Source organism: Falsiroseomonas sp. (assembly GCF_041690465.1).
Lineage (GTDB): Bacteria > Pseudomonadota > Alphaproteobacteria > Acetobacterales > Acetobacteraceae > Falsiroseomonas.
Map to the genome: position 1 here is coordinate 161,377 of NZ_JAWLHG010000003.1, position 18,336 is coordinate 179,712.

18 protein-coding genes are annotated in these 18,336 nt (G+C 70.9%); 8 read left to right on the forward strand and 10 right to left on the reverse strand.

All coding sequences use genetic code 11. The features are described 5' to 3' along the window. The first annotated feature begins 3 nt into the window (after window positions 1-3). Window positions 4-888 carry a branched-chain amino acid ABC transporter permease gene (locus tag ACESM1_RS04675; protein WP_372618186.1) on the forward strand — a complete coding sequence of 295 codons (885 nt, stop codon included), beginning with the start codon at window positions 4-6 and terminating at the stop codon, window positions 886-888. Window positions 889-901: 13 nt separating this feature from the next. After that, a complete protein-coding gene (locus tag ACESM1_RS04680) occupies window positions 902-1,825 on the forward strand; it encodes a branched-chain amino acid ABC transporter permease (protein WP_372618188.1) in 924 nt (307 codons plus the stop codon). Window positions 1,826-1,892: 67 nt separating this feature from the next. Here ACESM1_RS04680 and ACESM1_RS04685 read toward each other — a convergent pair whose 3' ends face one another. From ACESM1_RS04685 to ACESM1_RS04720, 8 genes are all read right to left on the reverse strand, one after another. Then, complete coding sequence (locus ACESM1_RS04685; RefSeq protein WP_372618190.1) at window positions 1,893-2,753, reverse strand: SDR family oxidoreductase; 861 nt, start codon at window positions 2,751-2,753, stop codon at window positions 1,893-1,895. A 51-nt stretch (window positions 2,754-2,804) separates the two neighbouring features. Continuing rightward, window positions 2,805-4,055: an O-antigen ligase family protein gene (locus ACESM1_RS04690; protein ID WP_372618191.1), complete on the reverse strand. Its 1,251-nt coding sequence runs from the start codon at window positions 4,053-4,055 to the stop codon at window positions 2,805-2,807. After that, window positions 4,052-5,167, reverse strand: coding sequence for a glycosyltransferase family 4 protein (locus ACESM1_RS04695; RefSeq protein WP_372618193.1), 1,116 nt, complete (start codon window positions 5,165-5,167; stop codon window positions 4,052-4,054). Before ACESM1_RS04695 ends, ACESM1_RS04690 begins: the two co-directional genes overlap by 4 nt. Then, a complete protein-coding gene (ppdK, locus tag ACESM1_RS04700; RefSeq protein WP_372618195.1) occupies window positions 5,164-7,836 on the reverse strand; it encodes a pyruvate, phosphate dikinase in 2,673 nt (890 codons plus the stop codon). The genes ACESM1_RS04695 and ppdK overlap by 4 nt, the downstream gene beginning before the upstream one ends. 67 nt (window positions 7,837-7,903) lie before the next feature. Continuing rightward, complete coding sequence (gene glyS / locus ACESM1_RS04705; protein WP_372618196.1) at window positions 7,904-10,057, reverse strand: glycine--tRNA ligase subunit beta; 2,154 nt, start codon at window positions 10,055-10,057, stop codon at window positions 7,904-7,906. Between the two features lie 3 nt (window positions 10,058-10,060). After that, window positions 10,061-10,450, reverse strand: a complete 390-nt coding sequence (locus ACESM1_RS04710) for a type II toxin-antitoxin system VapC family toxin (RefSeq protein WP_372618197.1) — start codon at window positions 10,448-10,450, stop codon at window positions 10,061-10,063. Continuing rightward, window positions 10,447-10,698, reverse strand: coding sequence for a type II toxin-antitoxin system VapB family antitoxin (locus tag ACESM1_RS04715; protein ID WP_372618199.1), 252 nt, complete (start codon window positions 10,696-10,698; stop codon window positions 10,447-10,449). The genes ACESM1_RS04710 and ACESM1_RS04715 overlap by 4 nt, the downstream gene beginning before the upstream one ends. Window positions 10,699-10,756: 58 nt before the next feature. Then, on the reverse strand, window positions 10,757-11,623 hold the full coding sequence (locus ACESM1_RS04720) for a glycine--tRNA ligase subunit alpha (RefSeq protein ID WP_372618201.1): 867 nt from the start codon (window positions 11,621-11,623) through the stop codon (window positions 10,757-10,759). 83 nt (window positions 11,624-11,706) lie between these two features. Here ACESM1_RS04720 and ACESM1_RS04725 point away from each other — a divergent pair, with 83 nt between their 5' ends. Then, window positions 11,707-12,132: a ketosteroid isomerase-related protein gene (locus ACESM1_RS04725; RefSeq protein ID WP_372618202.1), complete on the forward strand. Its 426-nt coding sequence runs from the start codon at window positions 11,707-11,709 to the stop codon at window positions 12,130-12,132. A gap of 11 nt (window positions 12,133-12,143) precedes the next feature. Next, window positions 12,144-12,419: a cupin domain-containing protein gene (locus tag ACESM1_RS04730; RefSeq protein WP_372618204.1), complete on the forward strand. Its 276-nt coding sequence runs from the start codon at window positions 12,144-12,146 to the stop codon at window positions 12,417-12,419. 2 nt (window positions 12,420-12,421) lie between these two features. Here ACESM1_RS04730 and ACESM1_RS04735 read toward each other — a convergent pair whose 3' ends face one another. Further along, window positions 12,422-13,234 carry a S49 family peptidase gene (locus tag ACESM1_RS04735; protein ID WP_372618206.1) on the reverse strand — a complete coding sequence of 271 codons (813 nt, stop codon included), beginning with the start codon at window positions 13,232-13,234 and terminating at the stop codon, window positions 12,422-12,424. 93 nt (window positions 13,235-13,327) lie between these two features. Between ACESM1_RS04735 and ACESM1_RS04740 the strand changes: the two genes are divergently transcribed. The 4 genes from ACESM1_RS04740 to ACESM1_RS04755 all read left to right on the forward strand — a co-directional run bounded on the left by ACESM1_RS04740 (window position 13,328) and on the right by ACESM1_RS04755 (window position 16,548). Further along, window positions 13,328-14,539 carry an FAD-dependent oxidoreductase gene (locus ACESM1_RS04740; RefSeq protein WP_372618208.1) on the forward strand — a complete coding sequence of 404 codons (1,212 nt, stop codon included), beginning with the start codon at window positions 13,328-13,330 and terminating at the stop codon, window positions 14,537-14,539. A 29-nt stretch (window positions 14,540-14,568) separates the two neighbouring features. Beyond that, window positions 14,569-15,363, forward strand: coding sequence for a hypothetical protein (locus ACESM1_RS04745; RefSeq protein ID WP_372618210.1), 795 nt, complete (start codon window positions 14,569-14,571; stop codon window positions 15,361-15,363). Between the two features lie 113 nt (window positions 15,364-15,476). Next, complete coding sequence (locus tag ACESM1_RS04750) at window positions 15,477-16,103, forward strand: isochorismatase family protein (RefSeq protein WP_372618211.1); 627 nt, start codon at window positions 15,477-15,479, stop codon at window positions 16,101-16,103. Window positions 16,104-16,116: 13 nt separating this feature from the next. Further along, the gene (locus ACESM1_RS04755) at window positions 16,117-16,548 is read left to right on the forward strand and encodes a cupin domain-containing protein (RefSeq protein ID WP_372618213.1); all 432 of its coding nucleotides are present in this window, start codon (window positions 16,117-16,119) and stop codon (window positions 16,546-16,548) included. A gap of 42 nt (window positions 16,549-16,590) precedes the next feature. Here the strand turns inward: ACESM1_RS04755 and ACESM1_RS04760 are convergent, their stop codons facing one another. Continuing rightward, entirely contained in the window at window positions 16,591-18,303 is a 1,713-nt protein-coding gene (locus ACESM1_RS04760) for a DUF6311 domain-containing protein (protein WP_372618215.1), read from the reverse strand. Window positions 18,304-18,336: the final 33 nt, after the last annotated feature.

Below are 18,336 nucleotides of genomic sequence, written 5' to 3' on the forward strand. Positions count from 1 at the left end.
CCCATGCTGGAACTCGTCAACTTCTACCTGATCCCCGGCCTGGTGCTGGGCGCGATCTATGCGCTGGCCGCGGCAGGGCTATCGCTGGCGTATGGGGTGCTGCGCTTCGCGCATTTCGCGCATGGCGACCTGATGACCTGGGGTGCCTATGCGGCGCTGGTGGCGGTCGGGGCGCTCGGCATCTCGGCCTGGGTCGCGCTGCCCCTCGCCGTGCTGGCGACGATTCCGGTCGCGCTCGCAGCCGACCGCGCCTTCTACGGGCCGCTCCGCCGCGCGCAGCCGGCGGTGCTGCTGATCTCCTCCTTCGGCGTCGCGCTGATGATCCGCGCGGTGGTCTATTTCGTCTGGGGACCGACGCCGCAGGCCTATGCGCGCGGCTTCACCCCGCCGCTGGTGTTCGAGGGCATGCGCATCCAGCAGCGCCACCTGATGATCCTGGCCGGCGCGGCGCTGGCGGCTTTCGCGGCGCACCTGCTGCTGTCGCGCACCCGCGCCGGGCGGGCGATGCGCGCCATGGCGGACGACCCCGACCTCGCGCGCGTCACCGGCGTGCCAGTCGAGGGCGTGATCCGGCTGGCCTGGGCGGTCTCGGCGGGGCTGGCGGCGATCGCGGGTGTGTTCCTGGCGATCGACACGCAGCTGACGCCCAATCTCGGCTTCAACATCCTGCTCGCCGCCTTCGCCGCGGCGATCCTGGGCGGCATCGGCCGGCCCTGGGGCGCGGCGCTGGGCGGGCTGCTGCTCGGCGTGGCGGAGGAGATGTCCACCTACCCGCTGCTCGGCGGCGCGCCGCTGCTGGAGCCCGCCTACAAGACCGGCGTGGCCTTCGCGTTGCTGGTGCTGGTGCTGATCTTCCGGCCGCAGGGCCTGTTCAGGGGCATGGGTTAGGAGCGGGGGGCTGATGGAAGCGGCGCTGCTCTACACCGTCACCATGCTGACGCTCGCCGGGATCTATGCCGCGCTGACGCTCGGGCTGAACCTGCAATGGGGCGTGACGGGGCTGATGAATTTCGGCGTGCTGGGGTTCGTCGCCGCCGGCGCCTATACCTCCGCGCTGCTGACGGCGGTGCCCTCCGGCACGCATCTCGGCGGCTTCGGCTGGCCCTGGTGGCTCGCCTGGCCTCTGGCGGCGCTGGCCGGCGCGCTGCTGGCGCTGCCGGTCGGCGCCATCAGCCTGCGCCTGCGTGCCGATTACCTGGCCATCGCCACCATCGGCATCGCCGAGATCGTGCGGCTGTTCGTGCGCAACGAGGATTGGCTGACGGGCGGCCCGCTCGGCATCTCCGGCATTCCGCGGCCCTTCGAGGACCTCGGCCAGCCCTGGGGCGCGGTGGCCTATCTGCTGCTGGTCGCCGGCGTGGTGGCGCTGCTCTACGCCATGGCCGAGGCCACCGCGAAGAGCCCCTTCGGCCGCACCCTGCGCGCCATCCGCGACGACGAGGACGCGGCCAAGGCCTCCGGCCGCAACCCCGCCGCCTTCCGCCTGCAGGCCTTCGTGCTGGGCGCAGCCTGCATGGGGCTGGCGGGCGCGATGCTGGCGCATTTCTTCAAGTTCATGGGGCCGGATGCGCTCGATCCCGTCACCGCCACCTTCCTGGTCTGGGTGATGCTGATCGCCGGCGGGTCGGGCAACAACCGCGGCGCGGTGCTCGGCGCCGTCGCGATCTGGGCGATCTGGGCCGCGACCGATTGGCTCGCCGGCCAGCTTCCCGGCGAGCTGGCGACGCGCGCAGCCTATATCCGGCTATTCCTGATCGGCCTCGCGCTGCAGCTCATCCTGCTCTACCGGCCGCAGGGGTTGATCGGGGAGCGTTTGCCGCGCTGAGTTGAGCATCCGATCCACGTCTCCGGTGCCCGGACCTTCGGCCCTGCGGCGCTTCGGCGATCGGATGCTACCCGTTGACCACCGTGCCCCCGTTGGGGTGCAGCACCTGGCCGGACATGTATCCGCTGTCGGCGTTGCTGGCGAGGAAGATGTAGCTCGGCGCCACCTCGTCCGGCTGGCCGGCGCGCTCCATCGGCGCGCCCTTGCCGTGCTGGGCGGTGCGCTTCTCGTCGAAGCTTGCCGGGATCAGCGGCGTCCAGATCGGGCCGGGTGCGACCGCGTTCACCCGGATCTTCCGGTCCTCGAGCGCCATCGAGAGGCTGCGGGTGAAGGCGACGATCGCGCCCTTGGTGGCGGCGTAGTCGATCAGCTGCGGGCTGCCCTTGTAGGCGGTGACGGAGGTGCTGTTGATGATCGCAGACCCCTCCTTCAGGTGCGGCAGCGCCGCCTTCGTCATCCACATCTGGCCGAGGATGTTGGTGCGGAAGGTCCGCTCCACCTGCTCCACCGGGATCTCGGCGAAATCGTCGCAGGTGTGCTGCTCGGCGGCGTTGTTCACGACGATGTCGAGCCTGCCGAAGGCCTGCACGGCCTGTTTCACCGCGTCCTGGCAGAATTTCGGATCGCCGATGTCGCCGGCGATGGCGATGCATTTCCGCCCCTCCGCCTCGATCCGGCGCTTCGTGTCCTTCGCGTCCTCCGTCTCGTCGAGGTAGAGGATCGCGACATCCGCGCCCTCCTTCGCGAAGCCGATGGCGACCGCGCGGCCGATGCCGGAATCGCCGCCGGTGACGATGGCGGCCTTGCCGGCGAGCTTGCCGGCCGGCTTCCAGCTCTCCATGGCGGAGGCCGGGCGCGGCTGCATCTCGCTCTCGCGGCCGGGCTGGTGGGATTGGCGCTGCGGAGGGAAGTTGGTGTCTTCGGGCATGGGGCGGGAACGGCGCCGCACCGCTCCTGGTTGCCGCGCGCCGCGGAACGGTCAGCCGCGTTCGGGCGGGGCGGCCGCGCGCGCCTCGGCCAGTGCCCAGCCGGCCATCACCATCCAGACGCCGGCCATCGGCAGCGAGGTGAAGTTGTAGGAGCTCGCCACCGGCCAGAGCGGCAGGAAGGCCGCGACGAACAGCCCGACGCGCAACGGCCGGGGCTCCCGCAGCAGCCCGCGCCCGGCGGCCAGCAGCAGCAGCACGGCCATCGCCGCGAACAGCAGCATCCCCGGCACGCCCGCATCGGTCAGCGCCTGCAGGTAGTGGTTGTGCGCATGCGTCACGCACATCCCCGCGCCGCCGCCATCCGAGCCCGCTTCCCAGCCCACGTGATAGGCGGGATCTCGGCAGTTGAACTGGAACCCCGCCTCGCCCAGCCCGGTCAGTGGATGCTGCCGCGCCATCTCCAGCCCGCGGGCCAGGATCTGGCCGTAATGGCTCTCCGGGAAGCGGGCGAGTTGGCTGGAGAACTGGACCACCAGGCGGTGGAAGGCGTTCGGCGCCACCACGCTCGACACCGCCAGCGCCGCCGCCCCCGCGCCGATCGCCGCGATCGCCGGCAGGCGCAGCGTCGGCAGCAGCGCGGCCGCGATCAGCAGGCCGAAGACGCTGAACACCAGCGGAATGCGCTGTCCGACGAACACCATCGTGGCGAGCCCGAAGGCCAGCAGCGCCCAGCCCGCCGCGCGCTGCCGCGCCTCGGCGCTGGCCAGCCAGCCACCGGCGGTGCCGATCAGTGGCGCCCACATGCCCATCACCAGGAAGGGCCCGGCGCGCGGCCGCGTGAAGGGGCCCGGCAACTCGCCCGCCGGCCATCGCCGCATGCCGCGAATGCCGCGGCCGACGATCAACTGCAGCCAGACCTCCAGCACCACCCAGAGCACGGCGATGCCGGTGCCCCAGAACAGCCAGCGCCGCGCCCGCTCCTCCGCCAGCACCCAGGCCGAGAGCGCCAGCACCGCCAGCGGCACGCGCCCCCAGGCGAGCGCCGCCACCACCCGCTCTGCCTCCGGTCCCGCCAGCACCGTGACGAAGACCAGCCAGGCCCAGTAGACCAGAGCCACCACCACCCATGCCTGGCGGAAGGCCGACCAGTCGCGCAGAAGCGCGCAGCGCAGCACGAAGCCGAGGGCGAGCACGGCGAAGACACCCTCCGCCACGCCGCGGGCATGGATCAGCAGCAGCGGCAGCAGCGCCGTGGCGATCACCGCCGTGCGCGTGCCATGGATATCGAGTGCCGGGTTCACGCCGCGATCGCCTCCCGCAGCGCCGACCAGCGCGCCCCGGTCCGATCGAGCCCGAACTGCCGCACATGCGCCGCGCCCGCCTCGCGCAGCCGCGCGGCCAGCGGCGGGTCCTCCGCGAGCCGGCGGATCGCCGCCGCGATCTCCTCCGGCCGGTCCGGGTCCACATAGAGCGCGGCCTCGCCGGCGGCTTCCGGCAGGCCGCCGCGGCGGCTGGCGATCAGCGCCGCGCCGGCCAACTGCGCCTCCTGCGCCACCCGGCCGAAGGGCTCCTCCCAGCGGCTCGGCATGACCACGACCGCGGCGCGCGACATGGCGGCCAGCGTGCGGGCATTGTCGAGGAAGCCGGGCATCGCGATGCCGGCGGCCTCGGCCTCCGGCCGGATGCTCTCGATGAAGGGCGTGCTTTCCGGCCCGTCGGCGCGCAGCCGGTCGCCGCCGATCGCCTCCGCCCGCCAGCCCGGCAGCGCGGGCAGCGCGAGGGCGCAGGCGCGGACGAAGCTGTCGAAGCCCTTGTCGGCGGTGAGGCGCCCGACGAAGAGGATCAGCTTCTCGCGCGTCTCCGCCGGCGACGAGGCCGCATCGAGGTCGAGCCCGTTCGGGATCATGTGCGCCTTGCGTGCCAGGGCCTGGTCCTCGGTGCCGTCCAACAGTCTTTGCCGCACCCAGTCGGAGATGCAGACCACGCCGGCCAGCCGCGCCAGCAGCCTCGCGCGGGCGGCCGGCGTGCCGGCAGCGCGCATGCCCTGCGGATCGTTGTGCAGCACCAGCAGCACCGGGAGGTGCAGCCGTGCCAGGGAGAGCGCCAAGGTGGGCCGGTTGTGCACCTCGACCAGCTTCGGCGCCGCCACCCGTACCGCGCGCCGCACCGCGCGCGCATAGGCGAGGTTCGCGCCCATCAGCATCCGCGCCAGCGCGCCGGGTGGTGCAGCGACGAAGCGGCAACCGGGGAAGGGCGGGCCACCCGCCGCGCGGCCGATCACGATGGTCTCCCACGACGCCGCGGTGGCGCGCGCGACATCGCGCACCACCAGGCCGATCGCACCGGCCGAGTCCGGCGCGAAGCCCTCCTTGAACGGCAGCACAGCCGCCAGCACCGGGCGGCCGGCACTCATGCGGTGCGGTCGCCGCCCCCGCCCGCCAATGCCGCCTGGGCCGCCGCCAGCCGCGCCACCGGCACGCGGTAGGGCGAGCAGGAGACGTAGTCGAGCCCGATGCGGGCGCAGAGGTGGATCGAGGCCGGGTCGCCGCCATGCTCGCCGCAGATGCCGAGCTTGAGGTCGGGCTTCACCTTTCGCCCCTTCTCGGCCGCGATCTCGACCAAGGCGCCGACGCCATCCACGTCGATCGAGACGAAGGGATCGCGCGGCAGGATGCCCTTCTCGACATAGAGCGGCAGGAACTTCCCGGCGTCATCGCGCGACAGGCCGAACACCGTCTGCGTCAGGTCGTTGGTGCCGAAAGAGAAGAAATCCGCGCTCTCCGCAATCGCGTCGGCGGTGAGTGCGGCGCGCGGCAGCTCGATCATCGAGCCGACCAGGTATTCGATGTGATAGCCGCTCTCGGCGAAGACCTCCTGCGCCACCTTGTCCACCATGGCGCGGGTGATCTCGAGCTCGCGGCGGGTCATCACCAGCGGGATCATGATCTCCGGCACCGGCGCCTTGTGGGTTTGCTTGCCGATGGCGACAGCGGCCTCGAAGATCGCGCGGGCCTGCATCTCGTAGATCTCGGGATAGGTGATGCCGAGCCGGCAGCCGCGATGGCCGAGCATCGGGTTGGCCTCCGACAGCTCCGCGACGCGGCGCTTCATCGCCGCGACATCGGCGCCGAGATCGGCGGCGACCTCGTCGATCTCGTCCTCCTTGTGGGGCAGGAATTCGTGCAGCGGCGGATCGAGCAGGCGGATGGTGACCGGCAGGCCCGCCATGATGCCGAACAGGTCGAGGAAATCCTGGCGCTGGAAGGGCAGCAGCCGCGCCAGCGCGGTGCGGCGGCCGGCTTCCGTCTCGGCCATGATCATCTGCCGCACGGCGCCGATGCGCGCAGGGTCGAAGAACATGTGCTCGGTGCGGCAGAGGCCGATGCCCTCGGCGCCGAACTTCCTCGCCGTCTCCGCATCGAGCGGCGTCTCGGCATTGGTGCGCACGCGCAGCTTGCGCACGCCGTCGGCCCATTCCATCAGCGTCGCGAAATCGCCGGAGAGCTTCGGCTCGATCATCGCGACGGCGCCCATGAAGATCTCGCCGGTGGCGCCGTCCAAGGTGATGGTCTCGCCGGCCTGCACCCGCTTGCCGCCGACCGAGAGGGTCTGCTGCGCATAGTCAACGGTGATGGAGCCGGCGCCGGCCACGCAGGGCCGTCCCATGCCGCGCGCGACCACCGCGGCGTGGCTGGTCATGCCGCCGCGGGTGGTGAGGATGCCGCGGGCGGCGTGCATGCCGTGGATGTCCTCGGGGCTGGTCTCGATGCGCACCAGGATCACCGTCTCGCCCTTCGCCGCGCGCAGTTCGGCCTCATCCGCCGAGAAGACGACGGCGCCGCAGGCGGCGCCCGGCGAGGCCGGCAGGCCCTTGGCCAGCGGCTTGCGCGGCGCCTTCGGGTCCAGTGTGGGGTGCAGCAGCTGGTCGAGCGCCTTGGGATCCACGCGCTTGACCGCTTCCGTGCGGTCAATCAGCCCCTCGCGCGCCATGTCCACGGCGATCTTCAGGCTGGCGGCGGCGGTGCGCTTGCCGTTGCGCGTCTGCAGCATGTAGAGCTTGTTCTGCTGCACCGTGAATTCGATGTCCTGCATGTCGCGGTAGTGCTTCTCGAGCTTTGCGCGGACCTCGACCAGCTCGGCATAGGCGGCCGGCATGGCTTCCTCCATGCTGCGCTCGCCGGGCTTGGCGCGCTCCTTCGCCATGGGCTGCGGCGTGCGGATGCCGGCGACCACGTCCTCGCCCTGCGCGTTGATCAGGTATTCGCCGTAGAAGACGTTTTCGCCGGTGGACGGGTCGCGGGTGAAGCAGACGCCGGTGGCGCAGTCATTGCCCATGTTGCCGAACACCATCGCCTGCACGTTCACCGCCGTGCCCCATTCGGCCGGGATGTCGTGCAGCCGGCGATAGGTGTTGGCGCGCGGGTTCATCCAGCTGCCGAACACCGCGCCGATGGCGGCCCAGAGCTGGGCGTGCGGGTCCTGCGGGAAGGGCTGGCCGGTGACTTCCTGCACCATGTCCTTGTAGCCATCCACCACGCGGTGCCAGTCCTGCGCGGAGAGATCGGTGTCCTCCACCGCGCCCTTGTCGAGCTTCACATGCTCGATGATCTCCTCGAAGCGGTGGTGGTCCACGCCGAGTACGACCGAGCCGAACATCTGGATGAAGCGGCGATAGCTGTCCCAGGCGAAGCGCGCGTCGCCGGATCCGGAGGCGAGGCCGGCGACCGTGGAATCGTTCAGCCCGAGGTTCAGCACCGTGTCCATCATCCCCGGCATGGAGACGCGCGCGCCGGAGCGGACGGAAACCAGCAGCGGCTTGTGGGTGTCGCCGAAGGTGGCGCCGACCGCGGCCTCGATGCGGGAGAGCGCTTCGCTGACCTGGCCGCGCAGGTCGGCGGGGTAGGTGTGCTTGTGGGCGTAGTAGTAGGTGCAGACTTCGGTGGTGACGGTGAAGCCGGGCGGCACGGGCAGGCCGATGCTGGCCATCTCCGCCAGGTTTGCGCCCTTCCCGCCGAGCAGGTTGCGCATGTCCGCGCGGCCTTCGTTGTGGCCGGCGCCGAAGCTGTACACCCACTGCGTCATCAAGCGATCTCCTGGCGAACGTCTCCCTCCCCCGCTGGCGGGGGAGGGCCGGGGTGGGGGGTCTGAGCTACCCCTCGATCTTCGAAAAATCTGCCACCGCATCCATGGCGGTGCGCAGCCGGCTGAGCAAGCGTAGCCGGTTGCGGCGCAGTTCCGCATCCGGGTCGTTCACGGTCACGCGCTCGAAGAAGGCGTCCAAGGGCGCCCGAAGGGCGGCGAGCGCCGCCATGGCGCCGGCGAAGTCCTCGGCCGCGAGGGCGGCGGTGGCGGCGGGCTCCGCGGCGTCGAGCGCGGCGGCCAGCGCCTGTTCCTCGGGCGCGGCGAGCAGGGCGGGGTCCACAGGGCCGGCGTGCGGGCCGTCCTTCTTCTCCTCGATGCGCAGGATGTTCGCGGCGCGCTTGTAGGCGGCGAGCAGGTTGGCGCCGGTGTCGGATTCCACCAACGCCTTCAGCGCATCGGCACGGGCGAGCAGGCGCACGAGATCGTCCTCGGCGCCCGCGCCGAAGGCGGCGGCGACCACATCGTGCCGCGCGCCCTCGGCGCGGAGTTGGACGCGGAGGCGTTCGGCGAGGAAGTCCACCAGCCCGGCGGCGAAGGCGGCGACCATTGGCGGATGCGCACTGCCGGCCGGCGCGCGCCAGCTGGCGTTGAGCTTCTCTTGCGCCACCGCCATGCCGAATTCCGGCGACGGAGAAACGCCGACCGCCTGCGGGAAGCCGAAGAAGGCTTCGGCGAAGGCGTCCGCGAGGCGCAGTCGCAGCCCGTTCTCACGTATGATGCGGATCACGCCGAGGGCGGCGCGGCGCAGCGCAAAGGGATCGCCGCTGCCGGTCGGGCGTTCGTCGGCGGCGAAGAAGCCGGTCAGCGTGTCGAGCTTGTCCGCCAGTGCGACGGCGACCGCCACCGGCTCGGCCGGCACGGCATCGCCGGGGCCGAGCGGGCGGTATTGCGTGCCGATCGCCTCGGCAACGCGCGAATCCTCGTCGCCGGCCTTGGCGTAGTAGCGGCCCATCACGCCCTGCAATTCGGGGAACTCGCCCACCATGCCGGAGGCAAGGTCGGCCTTCGCCAGCCGCGCGGCGCGCGCCGCAAGGTCCGCATCCGCACCGATCAGTGGCGCCAGCCAGCGCGCCAGCCGTTCCAGCCGCGCCACCCGCTGCCCCTGCGTCCCAAGCTTCGCGTGGAACACCACCTCGTCGAGCTTCGGCAGGAAGTCTTCCAGCGCCTGCTTGCGGTCCTGGTCCCAGAAGAAGCGCGCATCGCTCAGCCGCGCGCGCAGCACGCGCTCATTGCCGACGACCAGCGCCTTGCCGCCGTCACTGGCAGCAATGTTCGCCACCACGCCGAACACAGGCGCCGCGGACCCATCCGGCTTCACCATCGCGAAGTAGCGCTGGTTCACGCGCATCGTCGTGCGCATCAGCTCCGGCGGCAAATCCATGAAAGCGTCGTCGATGCGGCCGAGCAGCGGCACCGGCCATTCCACCAGCCCCGCCACCTCCTCCAGCAGCCCGCGATCCGGCACCACCGCGACGCCTTCCGCTGCGGCGAGTGCGTTCAGCCCATCCTCGATGATCTTCATTCGCTCCGCAGCGTCGAGGATCACGCGGCGCCGGCGCAGCTCCGCCTCGTAGCTGGCGAAGGACGGCGCGGAGAAGGCACCCGGCGCCATCACGCGATGGCCCTCGCTGAGGTCGCCGCTGGCCAGGCCATGCGCATCGTCCTCGCCGTTGCGCAGATCGAAGCGCACCACCTCGCCATCGAGCTGGCAGAGGATGCGCTGCAGCGGCCGCACCCAGGTGAAACCGCCGCCCGTGCCCCAGCGCATGCTCTTCGGCCAGGAGAAGCCGCGGATCACCTTCGGCATCTCGCGCGCGATCAACTCCCGCGCCGTGACGCTCTCGCCCGGCTTGTCCAGCACCCAGAAGCCGCCGCGCTCCACCAGCGCCTCGCGCGCGGCGCCATGCTTCTTGAGGAAGCCCGCCAGCGCCTGCTCAGGCGCACCGACGCGCGGCCCACGTTCCTCCTTAGCCGCGGTCGTCACCTCCGCACGCAGCGTCGCGACCAGCGCGACGCGCCGTGGTCCGTGGAAGGATCGTGGCGCATCCTCGATCACCGGCGCCAGCGCGGTGGAGACAACCCGGGCAAGATCCTCCGCCCCGCGCGCCTGCATGCGCGCCGGGATCTCTTCCGAGAAGAGTTCGAGCAGGAGTTCGGGCATGCGCTACAGCGCCCTCTTCACGTCGGTCCGGGCGAAGTCGTCGCCCTTGAACAGCAATGGTTCATTCCGCTCGATCGCGAGCGCGTAGGTGAAGCAGTCGCCGAGGTTCAGCGCGGCGCGGTGACGCCCCTTGCCGAAGCGGCGCCAGCCTTCCCGGGCGATCCGCGCCGTCTCCGCCGTGACCGGACAGACCTCGGCCCCGACCCTGGCGAGCAGCGCGTCCATCACGTCCGCCGTCTCGGGCCCGGCGCGCCCCTCGATCATCATGGTCGCCTCCACCAGCGTCGCGGCGGAAATGCGGACCTTGGGCTCGTCCACGAGAAGGCCGAGGAAGCGGTCTTCCTCCTCCTCGGCGAAGAGGATCGCGGCGATGGCCGAGGTATCCACGATCACCGCGGAAGGCCGTCTTCGTCGTAGAGGTCGGAATGATCGCTGGTGCGCAGGTGCGGCGGCGTGGCGGCGCGCACGCGCGCGCCAAGCGCCTTCAGGGCCTCGATCTTCGCTTGCCGCTCCGCCTGCATCCGCGCCAGCTTCTCCTCCAGCGCCGTGATGACGACCTGCGTCTTGCTCTCGCCCGTCAGGGCGGCGAGGCGGGAGGCGAGTTCCTCGGCGCGGTCGCTCTTGATGTTCAGCTGGCCCATGGCGCCCTCCTGGTAGAAAGCGCGCCAGATATGGTAGAAGGTGGAACGGCCGGCAAGCTCACGCCACCCTCTCCCCCGCCAGCCAGGCCTCGCAGCAGCGCTTCGCCAGGTTGCGCACGCGGCCGATATAGGACTGCCGCTCCGCCACGCTGATCGCACCGCGGGCGTCGAGCAGGTTGAAGCGGTGGGACGCCTTGATGCACTGGTCATAGGCCGGCAGCGCGAGGCCGCGATCCACCAGGGCGTTGCACTCCTTCTCGGCGTCGGCGAAGTGCTGGAACAGCATCGCGGTGTCGGCGAACTCGAAGTTGTGCGCGCTGTATTCGATCTCGGCGCGCTTGAAGACATCGCCGTATTTCACGCCGCGCCCATTGAAATCCAGGTCGTACACGTTCTCGACGCCCTGGATGTACATCGCCAGGCGCTCGAGCCCATAGGTCAGCTCGCAGGACGGCATCTCGCAGGGGATGCCGCCGACCTGCTGGAAATAGGTGAACTGCGTCACCTCCATTCCGTCGCACCACACCTCCCAGCCCAGGCCCCAGGCGCCGAGCGTCGGGCTTTCCCAGTCATCCTCGACGAAGCGGATGTCGTGCAGCGCGGGGTCGATGCCGAGTGCGCGGTAGCTCTCGATCAGCAGGCGCTGCGGGTCCGGCGGAGAGGGCTTCAGGATCACCTGGTACTGGTAGTAGTGCTGCAGCCGGTTCGGGTTCTCGCCATACCGCCCATCGGCTGGCCGGCGGCTGGGCTGGACATAGGCCGCGCTCCACGGCTTCGGGCCGAGCGCGCGCAGGGTCGTCGCCGGGTGGAAGGTGCCCGCGCCCACCTCCATGTCGTAGGGCTGGAGGATCAGGCAGCCCTGCTCGCCCCAGAAGCGATGCAGGCGCAGGATCATCTCCTGGAAGGACGGTGGCGTTTCGGGCATCTCGCATCTTGCCGGGGCGTTCTGCGCCAGCGAGATAGACCAGCCGGCGCCCCCGGCCAACTCCGACCCGGTTGAGGAACCAGATGGCCAGCCAAGCCGACCCCCGCCTCGCCGCCGAATCCCTGGTCCGCGCCTATTATGACGCCTTCAATGCCGGCGACCGCGCCGCGATGTGCGCCCTGCTGGCCGAGGACGTGGCGCATGACGTGAACCAGGGCCAGCGCCGGATCGGCCTCACCGCCTTCCGCGCCTTCATGGCCGAGATGGACGCCGCCTATGAGGAGCGGCTGGAGGAGATGGTGGTGATGGCGGATGCCACCGGCCGCCGCGCCGCGGCCGAATTCGTGGTGGCCGGCCGCTACCTGCGCAGCGAGCCGGGCCTGCCGGAGGCCCGCGGCCAGCCCTATCGCCTGCCCGCCGGCGCCTTCCTGGAGGTGGCGAATGGCCGGATCAGGCGGGTGACCACCTACTACAACCTGTCGGAATGGATCCGGCAGGTTTCGGCATGACGGAGGGACCAATGGACCGCGCCACCTGGGAGGCCGCGCTGGTGGCGGACGGCTATCAGGAGACGCTGACCCGCCGGATGGAGGCGGGGCAGGTGGTGCCGGAGCACACCCACCCCTTCGACGCCCGCTTGCTGATCCTGGAGGGCGAGTTCATCCTGACCTGCCAGGGTGAGACGCGGCGCTACGGTCCCGGGGAGGCCTTTGAACTCGCCGCCGGTATCCCGCATGCGGAGGCCTTCGGGTCGGAGGAAGCCACCTACCTGGTCGGCCGCCGCGCGAAGGGCTGAGGCTACAGCCCCAGCCTTGCCCAGGCTGCGCGTTCCTCGGCCGCCGACAGCAGCGCCTCCGCCGACATCCCCGGCAGCAGCCGCACCGGCCAGGGCGGGCGGCGGCCGCCGATGGGCACCACGCGCACCTGCTCCCCGAACCGCGCCTTGATCTCGGCCGAGGCCTCGCCCAGCCGATCCGCCAGGCCGAGCTCCACCGCCTGCTTCCCGGTCCAGAACCGGCCGGTGAAGAGGTCCTCCTCCGGAGCCCGCAGCTTCCCGTCGCGCCGGGCGCGCACCCAGGCCTTGAAGGTTTCGTGCAACTCGGCCAGCAGGCCCTGCAGGCGTTCCAGATCCGCCGGTCGCTCCGGGCGGAAGGGGTCGAGGAAGCTCTTCTCGGTGCCGGCGGTGTAGAGACGCCGCTCCACACCCCAGCGGGACAGCACGTCTGAAAGGCCGAAGCCCGCGCTGATCACGCCGATCGAGCCGAGGATGGAAGCCGGGTCGGCAACGATCTCGTCCGCCGCGCAGGCCAGCCAGTAGCCGCCGGAGGCCGCGGCATCCTCGACGCAGGCGATCACCGGCACCTTCTTCTCGTCGGCCAGGCGCCGGATCCGCTGCGCCACCAGGCTGGACTGCACCGGAGAGCCGCCGGGCGAATTCACCACCAGCACCACGCCGGCCAGACGCTTCAGGCCGAAGGCGCGATCGATCAGCGGCGCCATGCTGGCGGCCGAGATGCCGGTGGGGCTGAAGCCGCCGGTCCGGGCGGCGATCAGCCCGGACAGGCGCAGCACCGCCACCAGTGGGCGGCGGTCGAGGAAGGGGAGGCGCATGAACCATAGATGCGCCGCCGCAGCTTCCCGGCAAGCCAGGGTTTGCGAAGGCGGGGCGGCACGCCATTCTCCGTGCCACACCGGAGTGCGAAGATGGACAAGGCGCATCGCGTGGTCATCGCCGGCGCCGGGCCCGCGGGCCTGGTCGCCGGCGCCTACTTGGCCGGGGAGGACATCCCCGTCACCATTGTCGAGCAGGCGCGCGACCTGCCGGACGATTTGCGCGCCTCCACCTTCCACCCGCCGACGCTCGACATGCTCGGCCGCTTCCCGGGCGTGGTGCGCCGGATGATTGAGCAGGGGCTGATTTGCCCGACCTGGCAGTTCCGCGATCGCAAGGAAGGCGTGATCGCCACCTTCGACCTCGGGCGGCTGAAGGACGACACCAGCCACCCCTACCGCCTGCAATGCGAGCAGTGGCGGCTGACCCGGATGCTGCGCGACATCCTGGCGGAGAACCCCGCCGTCACCTTCGTCTACGATGCCAGGGCGACCGAGGTGGCGCAGGACGCCGATGGCATTACGCTGACGATCGAGCGGCCGGACGGCAGCACCGAGACGCTGCGCGGCAGCTTCCTGATCGGCGCTGATGGCGCGCGCAGCGCGGTGCGGCGCTCGCTCGGCATCGCCTTCGAGGGCATGACGATCCCGGAAACCTACCTGGCGCTGTCCACCACCTTCCGCTTCGAGCGGGAGATGCCGGAGCTGGCGAACATCGCCTACATCTCCGACCCTGAGGAATGGTACGTGCTGCTGCAGACGGCCGGCCTCTGGCGCGTGCTGCTGCCGACCGCGCCGGAGGAGGCGGCCGACGAGGCGCGCATGCTCGCACCGGACCGCATAGAGGAGCGGATGCAGGGCGTCTGGCCGAACCCCGCGGGCTACGAGGTGCGCCACCGCACCGCCTATCGCGTGCATGAGCGCGTGGCGGAAGCCTACGCGGTCGGGCGCGTCTTCCTGGCCGGCGATGCAGCGCATATCAACAATCCGCTGGGTGGCATGGGCATGAATGGCGGCGTGCACGACGCCTTCAACCTGGCCGGCAAGCTGTCACGGGTGTGGAAGGGGGAGGCGGACCTCGCGCTGATGGGGCGCTACGACCGGCAGCGGCGGAAAGTGGCGCTGGACGTCGTGCAGCAACAGGCGCTGCGCAACCGGCAGATCCTGAACCAGCGCGACCCGGCGGCGCGCCGCGCCTACCATGACGAACTGCGCGCGACGGTCGCGGACCCCGAGAGGCACCGCGCCTATCTGCTGCGCACCTCGATGATCCAGTCGCTGCGCGACCTGGAGGAGGTGGCGTGATGCGTCCGGTCGCTCAGGGGATTTCCTGATTGCTCACTTCGGCGACGCTCGGGAAGACGTTCGCCTTGGCACGTTCGGCTTGGCTGCTGTTCCTGCTGCTGGCTACTGCAGTATTGGCGGCGGCTTTCCTGCTGCACCCTCCGACCGATTGGATGGTCTTCAATGTCGCACCGGCACTGGCCGGTACTGTCGCTACGGGCTTTGCGGCGGCCTACGCTCGCGACGCCGCGCTGCGCCTCGGGTGTGCGGCCTTCACGGCGCTCTGCTTGCTTTGGATGGGCACGGTTGTCTGGCCGGCCGCGCGCGACCTGGGATACGTGCCCCCCGCCATAGAGGTCGAGGCTGTCTGGGCTACAGGGTCAGCGCGCGGCAAAGGCTATGGCTGGCGAGGGAGAGAAGGCCTCACCGAGTATGTCTGCTCGATGACCATCTTCGGGCTGTCGCCGGACATGCCTGCGAAGTGGAGCGCCACTGGCGTTGACGCTTTTCGTCACGCGCCGGAGGCTCGACTTCCCCGCTGGTGGTCAGGAAGTGGGCCGTTCAGCTCCTGGGCTTCTCGGCCGAATGCAACTGAGGGGCTGCCTCCGCAGCTTCGCAGCGTGCACAGCCGTTCCGACAATGGGGAGTGTGGCGTTGGCGGCGAAGACTGGGTTCACGCGCTGAACCACGCGTGGCGGTCCGGAAACACCCTCATCGGCGTGTCCCCGGACGCCGTGATGCTGTTGGTCCTGGACCCAAGGACTCCCCATGCGGTGCTGATCAGGTACCGCGAGTATTGCGTTCTCGACACGACCCCATCTCGCCGCCATCCTAGCAACTGCTGAATGCCCGCGTGGCAGGCAGTACGCATACGGCTGTTCGGATGGCTTGACGCGCGCCAAAGCTTCGTGGCGTTTGCCCGAGGCAATTAAGCGTGCAGAGAGAGCGGTCAAGATCGATGAGCGGGCATCCCGAAGCCGACATCTACCACCGCCAGGGCATGGGCCAGCGCGCCGGCATGGGCGAGCGGCCGGCGCTGGTGATCGTGGATTTCGTGGTCGGCTTCGCCGATCCGGCGCATTTCGGCGGCGGCAACATCGCGCCGGCCATCGCGCAGACGGTGCGGCTGCTCGCCTTCGCCCGGCATCATCGATGGCCGGTGGCGCATACCCGCGTCGTCTATGCCGATGACGGCGCCGACGCCGGCGTCTTCACCCGCAAGGCGCCCTCGCTGCTCAAGCTGACGGAGGCGAACCCACTGTCGCAGATCGTGCCGGAGCTCGCGCCGGCGAAGGGCGAGTACATCGTGCGCAAGCAGGGCGCCTCGGGCTTCTTCGGCACCGCGCTCGCAGCCTGGCTGACGCAGCAGCGCGCCGACACGGTGGTGGTGGCGGGCTGCACCACCTCGGGCTGCGTGCGCGCGACCGTGGTGGATTCGATGCAGCACAATTTCCGCACCATCGTCGCCACCGATTGCGTCGGCGACCGCGCGCTCGGCCCGCACGAGGCGAATCTGTTCGACATGGGCCAGAAATACGCGGACCTGATGACGCGCACCGAGATCGAGGTGGCTGTTTCCGGCTGAGCAGGAGGAGCGCATGACGACGGGAACGGAGCGGGTGCGGGTGATCTCGCCGGGCCGGACCTATGTCGGCCGGCAGGGCTTCACCTACGGCGCGGGCGCCTCGGCCGAGACGGTCGGCGCGGAGCGCCTCTGCATGAACGTGCTGCCGATGCCGCCCGGCGCGCGCGCCAAGGTCCACTATCACCAGGGCATCGAGACCATCGCCTACCTGCTCGAGGGGAACTGCGCGGTGTACTACGGCGACGGGCTGGAGCACCGCGCGGAGGTCGCGCGGGGCGAGCAGATCTACCTGCCGGCCGACGTGCCGCATGCGCCCTGCAACGAGAGCGCCGCCCCCTGCACCTGGATCGTCGTGCACGCCTCCGGCAGCGACCAGGACGGGATCGTCCTGCTGCCGGAGCTCGATGCGGAGCTGGCCGCGCGGTTCGGCGCGCGCCCGGCCTGAGCAGCCGAGCCGCACCGCGATCGGCGCCTCCATGAGCGCCAATCACGGCCCGAACCACCGCGGCGCCAGCACCCAGATACCATCGAACTGGTCGAGCAGGTCGCGCGCCGGGTCCATGCCCTGGTGCGCGGCGGCCAACGTCTCCTCCGAGCCCAGCGCGTAGAAGCTGCCCGGCTCGAGGCGGCCGGCGGCGAGGTCGGCGGCGATGCGCGCGTTCAGCGCCGCAGCCTTCGCCGGGTCGAGGCGGGCGAGATAAACCGCATCCGTGGTCAGGCCTGATGTCGCGGCATAGACCGCGATCTCCTCCCAATGCGTCGCCTGCATGCCGGTGGGCGTGAGACGCACGCGCTCATAGCGCTGCGCCGCCTCGGCCCAGAACGGGTCCTGCAGGCGCAGCGGCGCGACGGCGGGGCCGGCGGGGAAGTAGCGCTCGAGCCGGGCGAAGCCGGGCTGCATGTCGGCGAACTGCACCAGGGCGAGCACTGCCAGCAGCAGCCCGGCGCGGCGCGGGCCGAAGCCGCGGAGCATCGCGACGATCGCGGCCAGCAGCAGCGCATAGGCGAAGGGCCAGAGGAAGCGCTCGCTCGCGCGCAGCGCATCCGCGTAGGCGAGCACCGCGTCCGGCAGCGCGAACAGCTCGATCACCGCGCCGCCGACCGAGACGCGATGGCTGATCGCCACCGCCAGCATGAGGGAGAGGCCGAGCAGCAGCGGCCAGCGCCTGTGCAGCCAGGGCCATGGCCGGCGCAGATACGCGATCCCGCCCAGCAGCAACGCCAGCAGCACGCCGAGCCCGGCATAGGAATGCCCGGATTCCATATGCCCCGGCCCCGGCAGGTCCGGCAGGAAGGCGCCCCAGGGCGGCGGATCGAAGGGCGCCAGCAGATCGAGCTGCATCGCGCCATAGCCGCCCCAGGTGCCGCCGAACCCGCCCGACAGCACGAAGAAGCCGGAGAGATAGAGGCCGAGCAGCCCGGCGGCGGGCGCAGCCACCGCTTCCATCGCCAGCAGCCGGCGCCCGCCGTCGCGGAGGCGCGCCAGCCAGTCGCAGGCCCAGAGCCCCGCGACCATCGGCAGCAGGTAGGAGTGGATCAGCGCAGCGCAGAGGATCAGCGCCGCCCATTGCGCGAGCCGCCGCCAGGGCGCCGCGCGCGTCAGGCAGAGATACAGCCCCGCCAGCAGCAGGAAATGCGCCCCCAGCGCGAAATGCCCGCCGAGCCGGTTCAGCATGGTGGGCGACAGCGCAAAGAGCGCCGCCGCGGCCAGCCGCGGCACTGGCTGCGTCGTGAAAAGCCCGACCAGCCGCCAGGCCATCCAGGCCTGCAGCGCACCGCAGGCGAAGAGCCACAGGCCCCAGTATTGCGGCACCTCGACCAGCGGGTGCAGCGCCTTGAACAGGAAGGCCAGCAGCGGGATCGAGTCGGAATAGAAGACCGAGGAGCCGATCTCCAGCCCCCAATCCGGGTTGAGCCCGGGCGGCCAGTTCCAGGGCGCCTGCTTGAAGAAGGTGTAGCCGAGCCAGTACTGCACCGGGTCCGGCCCGATCGTGCCGGTCAGCATCCAGGCGGTGTGCCAGGGCGGCAGGATGTGCAGGCCGAAGGTGAAGCCGATGACGGCGAGACCGAACACCACCGCCAGCAGCCCACCGGCGACATCCGCCCGCTCGGCCGTGGTGCTCGCGGCGCGCCGCACGGCCGCCGGGGCGGGGAACCAGTCCGCCGCTGCCCTCTGGCGCAGCAGCCCGAATGCCCGCATCGCGGCCCGACCCTCCGTCCTCTGCAATGGCAA

What these genes read in the sequence shown, in the direction of transcription:
- ACESM1_RS04720 (WP_372618201.1), bottom strand. Translation starts at nt 11,623, where the DNA reads ATGCCCGAAACGCCACCGTCCTTCCAGGAGATGATCCTGCGCCTGCAT.
- ACESM1_RS04725 (WP_372618202.1), top strand. Translation starts at nt 11,707, where the DNA reads ATGGCCAGCCAAGCCGACCCCCGCCTCGCCGCCGAATCCCTGGTCCGC.
- ACESM1_RS04680 (WP_372618188.1), top strand. Translation starts at nt 902, where the DNA reads ATGGAAGCGGCGCTGCTCTACACCGTCACCATGCTGACGCTCGCCGGG.
- ACESM1_RS04740 (WP_372618208.1), top strand. Translation starts at nt 13,328, where the DNA reads ATGGACAAGGCGCATCGCGTGGTCATCGCCGGCGCCGGGCCCGCGGGC.
- ACESM1_RS04755 (WP_372618213.1), top strand. Translation starts at nt 16,117, where the DNA reads ATGACGACGGGAACGGAGCGGGTGCGGGTGATCTCGCCGGGCCGGACC.
- ACESM1_RS04735 (WP_372618206.1), bottom strand. Translation starts at nt 13,234, where the DNA reads ATGCGCCTCCCCTTCCTCGACCGCCGCCCACTGGTGGCGGTGCTGCGC.
- glyS (WP_372618196.1), bottom strand. Translation starts at nt 10,057, where the DNA reads ATGCCCGAACTCCTGCTCGAACTCTTCTCGGAAGAGATCCCGGCGCGC.
- ACESM1_RS04715 (WP_372618199.1), bottom strand. Translation starts at nt 10,698, where the DNA reads ATGGGCCAGCTGAACATCAAGAGCGACCGCGCCGAGGAACTCGCCTCC.
- ACESM1_RS04695 (WP_372618193.1), bottom strand. Translation starts at nt 5,167, where the DNA reads ATGAGTGCCGGCCGCCCGGTGCTGGCGGCTGTGCTGCCGTTCAAGGAG.
- ACESM1_RS04750 (WP_372618211.1), top strand. Translation starts at nt 15,477, where the DNA reads ATGAGCGGGCATCCCGAAGCCGACATCTACCACCGCCAGGGCATGGGC.
- ACESM1_RS04760 (WP_372618215.1), bottom strand. Translation starts at nt 18,303, where the DNA reads ATGCGGGCATTCGGGCTGCTGCGCCAGAGGGCAGCGGCGGACTGGTTC.
- ACESM1_RS04685 (WP_372618190.1), bottom strand. Translation starts at nt 2,753, where the DNA reads ATGCCCGAAGACACCAACTTCCCTCCGCAGCGCCAATCCCACCAGCCC.
- ppdK (WP_372618195.1), bottom strand. Translation starts at nt 7,836, where the DNA reads ATGACGCAGTGGGTGTACAGCTTCGGCGCCGGCCACAACGAAGGCCGC.
- ACESM1_RS04675 (WP_372618186.1), top strand. Translation starts at nt 4, where the DNA reads ATGCTGGAACTCGTCAACTTCTACCTGATCCCCGGCCTGGTGCTGGGC.
- ACESM1_RS04730 (WP_372618204.1), top strand. Translation starts at nt 12,144, where the DNA reads ATGGACCGCGCCACCTGGGAGGCCGCGCTGGTGGCGGACGGCTATCAG.